The organism is Pseudomonas sp. P5_B2 (assembly GCF_056400445.1).
Map to the genome: position 1 here is coordinate 1 of NZ_JBFULH010000183.1, position 7,849 is coordinate 7,849.

7 protein-coding genes and 1 pseudogene are annotated in these 7,849 nt (G+C 60.1%); 5 read left to right on the forward strand and 3 right to left on the reverse strand.

Features of this window, described 5'->3' with window-relative positions:
• Positions 1–206: pseudogene (locus AC1DRJ_RS15155) on the forward strand (SAM-dependent methyltransferase); the annotation flags it as partial.
• A gap of 132 nt (positions 207–338) precedes the next feature.
• Here AC1DRJ_RS15155 and AC1DRJ_RS15160 read toward each other — a convergent pair.
• Entirely contained in the window at positions 339–725 is a 387-nt protein-coding gene (locus AC1DRJ_RS15160; protein WP_477802879.1) for a DUF488 domain-containing protein, read from the reverse strand.
• 6 nt (positions 726–731) lie between these two features.
• On the reverse strand, positions 732–1,454 hold the full coding sequence (gene pcsA, locus AC1DRJ_RS15165; protein ID WP_477802880.1) for a phosphatidylcholine synthase: 723 nt from the start codon (positions 1,452–1,454) through the stop codon (positions 732–734).
• 234 nt (positions 1,455–1,688) lie between these two features.
• On the opposite strand from pcsA, the gene AC1DRJ_RS15170 reads away from it, so the two are divergent.
• Positions 1,689–2,417 (forward strand): tellurite resistance TerB family protein, encoded by a 729-nt coding sequence (locus AC1DRJ_RS15170; protein WP_477802881.1) that lies wholly within the window; start codon positions 1,689–1,691, stop codon positions 2,415–2,417.
• Between the two features lie 171 nt (positions 2,418–2,588).
• Here AC1DRJ_RS15170 and AC1DRJ_RS15175 read toward each other — a convergent pair whose 3' ends face one another.
• Positions 2,589–3,020: a cupin domain-containing protein gene (locus tag AC1DRJ_RS15175; protein ID WP_477802882.1), complete on the reverse strand. Its 432-nt coding sequence runs from the start codon at positions 3,018–3,020 to the stop codon at positions 2,589–2,591.
• 193 nt (positions 3,021–3,213) lie between these two features.
• Here AC1DRJ_RS15175 and AC1DRJ_RS15180 point away from each other — a divergent pair, with 193 nt between their 5' ends.
• The 3 genes from AC1DRJ_RS15180 to ligD form a co-directional block, all read left to right on the forward strand.
• Positions 3,214–4,590, forward strand: coding sequence for an iron-containing redox enzyme family protein (locus AC1DRJ_RS15180; RefSeq protein ID WP_477802883.1), 1,377 nt, complete (start codon positions 3,214–3,216; stop codon positions 4,588–4,590).
• 10 nt (positions 4,591–4,600) lie between these two features.
• Positions 4,601–5,593, forward strand: a complete 993-nt coding sequence (locus tag AC1DRJ_RS15185; protein ID WP_477802884.1) for a methyltransferase — start codon at positions 4,601–4,603, stop codon at positions 5,591–5,593.
• Positions 5,590–7,849 (forward strand): DNA ligase D (ligD, locus tag AC1DRJ_RS15190; protein ID WP_477802885.1); only part of this gene is annotated, 2,260 nt, incomplete at its 3' end. The genes AC1DRJ_RS15185 and ligD, both read left to right, overlap by 4 nt.

A 7,849-nucleotide genomic window follows, 5' to 3' on the forward strand; every position in this document is an offset into this window, starting at 1 on the left:
TCCGCTATCGCTCGGCGGAGCACTTTATTGATGTTTTTCGCAAGTGGTACGGGCCGCTCCATAAAGCCTTCGCGGTGCTGCCTCCCGAGGGTGCCGAGGCGTTTGAACAGGACCTGACCGAGCTGCTGAACCGGGCGAACCGGGCAGGGGAGAAGTCACTAGTGGTGCCGAGCGAATACCTGGAAGTCGTCATCACCAGACGCTGAGCTGGCGTAGATCCAAATGTGGGAACGAGCCTGCTCGCGAAGAGGGAGTGTCAGTCAACAATGATGTTGTCTGATACACCGCCTTCGCAAGCAGGCTCGCTCCCACAAGTGGATTTTGGGTGTTCGGAAGGTCTACACGACGCTGGCGCCCCGGGCTTCTAATAGCTCGCGCAATACCGAGCGATGGCAACGCGTTTCGTCCTCGCAATAACAACCGACCGCCAGCGAGGTTTGATGGGAAAGTGCCGCCAGCAGATCCAGTAACTGACTGGGCGCGGGATGGTTCATTTCAGCCTTGAACTTGCGTTTGAAGGCTTCCCAGGCCTTGTCATCGATGGCCGCTTTGGCTTCGGCGAGCAACTGCGCGCTGGGTGATAGCAGCGGTTGCCACACGTCATAAAAATCCCGGCGGGCAAACTCGTGCTTCGGTATGCCACGGGGTGGGCGGCGTACCGTGCCTAAACGCAGACCCTCATCAGGTGTGCGCGGTGAGCCGAGTCGAACGATATAAATAGTCATGTCGCATTATGGATGACGCGCGCCGTCAAACCACTCCAATGCCGTGCGCCAGATGCAGATCCCCAGAAAGTACGCCGACATCAGCAACCAAAGCCCCATCACCATCGGGTTAATGAGCGGATGGTTGAGCACCAGTGACAAACTGCACAGCAACCAGATGGCCGTCACGGCGATGTTGATCGGCATGAAGCGGCGCACGCGAAACGGGTGCAGGAACTTCATCCGCGTCACCGTCAACAAGGCCAGGCCGATGACGGTGAGCAAGGTGATCCAGGGCGTCGGGGCGATGATGTACAGGCACAGCGCAACCACGTTCCATGCAGCCGGAAAACCCTGGAAGTAGTTGTCTTGGCTTTTCATGTTGACGTTGCAGAAGCAAAACAGCGATGACACCAGAATCAGCGACACAGTCAGCAGCAGCGTGAAGTCGGGCAGCGGCACGTAGCGATAGATGAACAGCGCCGGGATAAACACATAGGTCAGGTAGTCGATCACCAGGTCCAGTATCGAGCCATCGAAACCGGGCAGCACCGCCTGCACATTGACCTTGCGCGCGAGTGCGCCGTCCAGCCCGTCGACGATCAGCGCGACCCCCAGCCACAGCAGGCAGTGGGTCGGCTGATTTTCCAAAAGCGCCAGGGTGGCGAGGAAGGCGGTCACTACGCCGGTCGCGGTGAAACCATGGGCGCCCCATGCTTTGAGCCTGGCAATGTGTAGGGTCGAAATCACGGGGGCGTTCTCCAGAAAGTGAAGCAAGCCCGTTATCACCCCTTCAAGCGGGGGGTGTGGGCAAACCGGGTCGGGTTGCAGGTATCGACCGGAAATCCGGGGATAAGGTTCACCGTCTGTCATTCCAGGCAGCGTGGGAATCAGGCTTTCACGCCAGCCCAACGGTCGTGGCGCATTTACCGCCGGGGTCTATCGTTGCCTGAATGGATCCATTCCCTTCAGGAGGACATCGTCATGAACACCAGCGATTTGCTTGAACAACTACTGCAGGCAGGCAAGGGCTCGATATCGCAACGAGGCGGCGGTGGCGCGTCGTCTCAAGATCCGTTCGGCGGGCTGGGCGGGTTACTGGGCGGCCTGATGAGTGGAGGGAGCGGCTCAAAAAGCAGTGGCGGTGGTGGATTGGATGACTTGCTCGGCGGTTTGCTGGGCGGCGGCGCACCTACGGGCGGTGCGACTCAGCATCGCTCCAGCGGCGGCACGAGTTATGCCGCCTTGGCTTCGTTAGGGATGATGGCTTTCCAGGCGTATCAGGCCTGGCAGCGCAGTCAGGCCTCGGCACCACAACAGCCGCCGCGCACCGTCGATTTATTGTCGGGGCCGGACGTCGAAGACCACAGCCATGCCGTGCTGCGTGCCTTGATTGCGGCGGCGAAGGCCGATGGCCGCATTGATGCCGCAGAGAAGCAGATGATCAGCGCTGAAATCGGCAAACACACCGATGACCCTGACCTTCAGCAATGGCTGGATGAAGAGGTGGCCCGGCCGCTGGATGCCACCGATGTATCGCTGTCGGCCACCGATCCGGCGATCGCGGCGGAAATGTACCTGGCCAGCGTGATGCTGGTGAATGATCAGGGAGAGGCCGAGCGTAACTATCTGGATGAACTGGCGTCGGCACTGAACATCGATCCCGAGTTGCAGGTGCATCTGGAGCAGCGGGCCAAGGGTGCCCCGGCCTGAGTGACCGCCACAAAAACCGTGTTGTCCATAAGATTGCTTTCGCGAGCAAGCCCGCTCCCACATTTAACCGCGTGCGTCAGGTACAACTCGGTTAAATGTGGGAGCGGGCTTGCTCCGGGCGGCGTTCCGACGAAGAACGATAACGCGGTTGACCGTCTGACTCGAAATCAGCTACACCAGAAATGTAATGCCGTGCGCCTCAGCGATTTCCAGTATCCGGGGTAAATCCTCCGGCACCCGCAACCGGTCCACCGCCGCAAAGAACTGCCCGCCCCGCGGGTCTGAGACCACACCGATCATTTTCGCGGTCGGGCTGATGTTTTTGTAAGCATGGATAGAGCCGCCGGGGATGTGCACATAGCCCCCGGCCGAGACCGTGGTGGACGCACCCGCCACCGTCACTTCAACCTGACCGTCGACCACGTAAAACGCTTCGTCCCATGGATGAAAGTGCGGCGGCGGCCCGCCACCTTGCACGCCTTCCTGAATGTGCATTTCAAAGGGTTTGCTCAGATCGCCCCCTGCCAGAATCGTAATCGCCTCACCGACGACATTCACCGGTGCAGGTGATGTTGCAGGTTCGATGATGTGGACCGTTCGCATGATTGACCTCCGAAGGATGAACCCGGACTGGCTGAGTATATTCGCTGCCGTGCCAGCCGAGGCTGCAGCACAAGCCCGTCTGTCCGGGCAATTTCAACGCCGATTGAATTTTTGTCCGGCGCCATCGCTCTGCTGATGTAGAGACGTGTTGCTTGAGCGTCCTGCCACTGGCCATAGACCGAGAGATGCGCCCATGACTGCCCTGACACACCTCCAATCCCGGCCTGCCCACGAGCAGGCGATGTCTGCCACCGGTAGCCTGAAACAGGCCTACGAGCAGTTGCTGTCAAACGACGATACCCAGCCTCTCGCCAGAACGCTTCTACACGCTCAACTGCAGYAGGCAGCAGACCTGCCGCAGGACATGCCACAAGATCTGTCGGGCCTGCAAAACTTTGTCGAACAGCACGCTACCGAGGTGGCTCGCCAATACGCCGACTACCTCAAAGCGCGGAAAGCGGGAGGCGAGCGTCAGTTTTTTAGCAACAAGGCCCACGCCCTGTTTTTCCTGCAAGCCGTTGCCCCGACCAAACTGGTGGACGGCGCCTGGCTGTCCGGGTTGCTGCCACACTGGCGCGACCCGCGTTTCGATGGGCTGATCTGCACCTACCTCGAAGAGTTGGGCGACGGCAACCCGGCGCAGAACCATGTGGTGATCTACCGCAAACTGCTAGCGGAACTTGGCTTGCAGGACACCGGCGTCATCGCTGACGAGCATTACCTGCAAGGCGCGATACAGCTGGCGTTAGGCGCATGTGCCGAGGCGTTTTTACCCGAGGTGATCGGGTACAACTTGGGCTATGAACAGCTGCCGCTGCACCTGCTGATCAGCGCCTATGAACTGAGTGAGTTGGGCATCGATCCGTATTATTTCACGCTGCACGTGACCATCGACAATGCCAGCACCGGCCACGCACACAAAGCCGTGCAGGCGGTGCTGCAATTGATGCCGCTGGAAGGTGATCGCGAAGACTTTCTGCGACGGGTCGCGCTGGGTTATCGGCTGAATGATCTGGGGCAGGGCAGTCGGGCGATCATCGAGTCATTCGACCTCTATGGCGAAGTGCTGAACATGCTGGAACGCAAACGTCCGTTCGGCCAGCACATGCATTCCGACTACTGCCGCTTTGAAGGCAAGACCGTCAACCAATGGCTGTCGGCACCCGAGCAGTTGCCGGGGTTTCTCGCTGCCCTGGAAAACAAGGGCTGGATCAAACGTCACCAAGACCCGCAAGCCAGCCGTTTCTGGCAATTGATCGAGGGCGACGGCGCGGCCATGTTCGGGGTGTTCAGCCCGTATGAAAAACAACTGCTGCACGACTGGATCGCCGGTGATTGGACGCCCGAGCGTGCGCCACCAGCGTATCGCCGCAGCCCCGGTGAACCCGTCGAACCCGCCTTGCCGGCCAGTGATCCGGATGTCCAGAGCCTGCAAGCCGCGCTCGAGGGGCGAACTGCCGCCGAGCAGATGCAGGTGTTGATCCCGTGGCTGTCGGCGCACCGGCATTCCCATCCTGCCGGCCTGTTGGCCACGCGCCGATTCATCGAGCTCAAATCCAGCCTTCGCTAAGGAGCCTTTCATGAGTCAGGAAGAACACATGGACACTGCCGAACTGGCGTTGCTGCAATTGGGGCGCCGTTTGCAGGCTGACGGCTACCGATTCATCACGCCCACGCCGCTGACCCATCAGCGAGTGCTTGATCGGGCCTTCGGGCGACAGGCTCAGACCTTGCGCGATGTTTTCGGTTGGTCGCAGCCATTCGAGCCGGGTCTGTTGTCGGCGGATGAACAGCGGCAGTTACAACAGGCTGGTGTGCTCGAAGAAAGCAACGGACACTTGAAAAGCCGGGTGCGCTGGTCAACCCTGGATGACCTGCTGTTTGTGCATTCTGCCTTTCCCACCGACGCAGCGGACTCGGTGTTCTTCGGTCCCGACACGTACCGGTTTGCGCAGCTGATCCATGCCCATCTGCAACACAATTTCGTTCCGATCCGGCGTGCCGTGGACATCGGTTGTGGTGCCGGCGTCGGCGCCATTGTGATTGCCCGCGCACGCCGAGAAGCCCAAGTGCTGGCCGTGGACATCAACCCGGCGGCGCTGCGTCTGACCGCAATCAATGCCGCGCTTGCCGAGGTTTCCAATGTCAGCATTGAAGCCAGCGATGTGTTGCAGGACGTCGACGGTCAGTTCGACCTGATCGTTGCCAATCCACCCTACATGGCCGACCCGGCCGAGCGTGCCTATCGCCATGGCGGCGGGGCGTTTGGTGCGCAACTGTCGCTGCGCATTGTCGAGCAAGCCTTGAATAGACTGGCACCCGGCGGTTCGTTGGTGCTGTACACCGGCGTGGCGATGATCGATGGCCGCGATCCGTTTCTGCAAGCGCTGACCCCGCGCCTCGCGTCGCCGATGTTCGGCTGGACTTACCGTGAACTCGATCCCGACGTGTTCGGTGAAGAGTTGCTGACCCCCGGTTATCAGCGGGTGGAGCGGATTGCGGTGGTGGCGCTGATCGTCACGCGGGTGGGGCCCGGCATCGGGGGGATCGTTGCGTCGGCGGGTGCGCCATGAACAAGAACCTTGACGACTACAACCGCATGCGCGACTTCTCGGCGACCTCTGAGCCCGCCGCGATCAAACGCCCCAGCAAAAAAAACGCGAAAGACYATGCATTGCAGTTTTGCATTCAGAAGCACGACGCCTCACGCCTGCATTACGATTTTCGCCTGGAACTCGATGGCGCGCTGAAAAGCTGGGCGGTGCCCAAAGGTCCTTCGCTCGACCCCAAGGTCAAGCGCCTGGCGGTCCACGTCGAAGATCATCCGCTGGACTACGCGACGTTCGAGGGCAGCATTCCCGAAGGACATTACGGCGCGGGTGATGTGATCGTCTGGGACCGTGGCGTATGGATTCCACAGGAGGATCCGGCCAAGGCCTACGCCAAGGGCAAACTCAAATTCGAACTGCAAGGCGAGAAGCTCGGCGGACTGTGGAACCTAGTGCGCACGCACATGCCGGGTAAGCAAGAACAATGGTTCTTGATCAAGCATCAGGACAGCGCAGCCAAACCCGAGAGCGATTACGACGTGGTCACTGCCGAGCCCGACAGCGTGCTGAGTGACCGGACCCTCGTCACCAAACCAGCAAAAACAGCGGCCAAACCCAAACCCGTCAAGAAGCCCGCCAAACCCAGCGCCAAGACGCCGTCGGCACCACTCACCGGCGCCCGCAAAGCCAAACTGCCAGAACAGCTCAAACCCGAACTGGCCACGCTGGTGGAAAAGGCTCCAGAGGGCCAATGGAGCTATGAGATCAAATTCGACGGCTACCGCATCATGGCCCGCATCGATCACGGTGACATCAAGCTCTTCACCCGTAACGGCCACGACTGGACCCACAAACTGCCAAAGCAGGCCCAGGCGCTAGCGGCACTGAACCTTGAATCGGCCTGGCTCGACGGTGAGATGGTGGTGGCCGACGAGCAGGGCGTGCCGGACTTTCAGGCGCTGCAAAATGCTTTCGATGCCGGTGCCAGCGCCAACATCCTGTATTACCTGTTTGACCTGCCGTACCTCAACGGCGTGGATTTGCGCGAGGTGCCGGTCGAAGAACGCAGGGTGGCGCTGTCCACCGTGCTCAAACTCAATCAGGACCCGTTGTTGCGCTTTTCGGACTCGTTCGACGAAGCGCCGGAAGCTTTACTCAACAGCGCCTGCCAGATGCAGATGGAAGGGCTGATCGGCAAGCGACTGGGTTCGCCTTACGTGTCCCGGCGCAGCAGCGACTGGATCAAGCTCAAGTGCAAACACCGCCAAGAATTTGTGGTGGTCGGCTATACCGATCCAAAAGGTTCGCGCAATGCCTTCGGTGCGTTACTGCTCGGCTTGCATGACCGTGACAGCGGCGAGTTGCGTTACGCCGGCAAGGTCGGCACCGGGTTCAACGAGACGACCCTCAAGCGCATCTACGAACAGTTGAAACCGTTGACGGCAAAAAAGCCTTCGGTGGTCAATCCACCGACCGGTTTCGAGGCCAAGGGTGTGCACTGGCTCAAACCCGTGCTGCTGGCGGAAGTGGCGTTCGCTGAAATGACCAAGGACGGCTCGGTGCGGCATGCGGTGTTCCATGGCCTGCGCGATGACAAACCCGCAAAGGGCATCACAGAGGAGCAGCCGAAAGTGGTTAAGACCCCAGAGAAAAAAACCTCCGCTGCGGCAAAAAAGAAAACAGACCCTCCCGCGCCGTCGCAGATCGGCCTGGGTGAAGGCAAGGTGCGCATTACCCACCCCGACCGGGTCATCGACGCCTCCAGCGGCACCACCAAGGTGCAACTGGCCGAGTATTACGCCCGAGTTGCCGAGTGGATTTTACCCGAACTGAAAGACCGCCCGGTGGCGTTGGTGCGCGCGCCGGACGGCATCGCCGGTGAGCTGTTTTTCCAGAAAAACGCCGAGCGCCTGGCCATCCCCGGCATTACCACGCTGGGCAAGGAACTGACCGGCCAACCGGTGATGATCATCAACAATGCCGAAGCGCTGATTGGCGCCGTGCAAATGAGCACTGTGGAACTGCACACCTGGAATGCCACCTCGGACAACCTCGATCGGCCCGACCGCTTCATACTCGACCTTGACCCGGACCCGGCGCTGCCCTGGAAAAGCATGGTAGAAGCGACTCACCTGACGCTGTCGGTGCTCGATGAACTGGGGCTCAAGGCATTTCTTAAAACCAGCGGCGGCAAAGGCGTTCACCTGGTAGTGCCACTGACCCGTAAGCTTGGCTGGGATGAAGTAAAAGACTTCAGCCATGCGATTGTCAGTCATATGG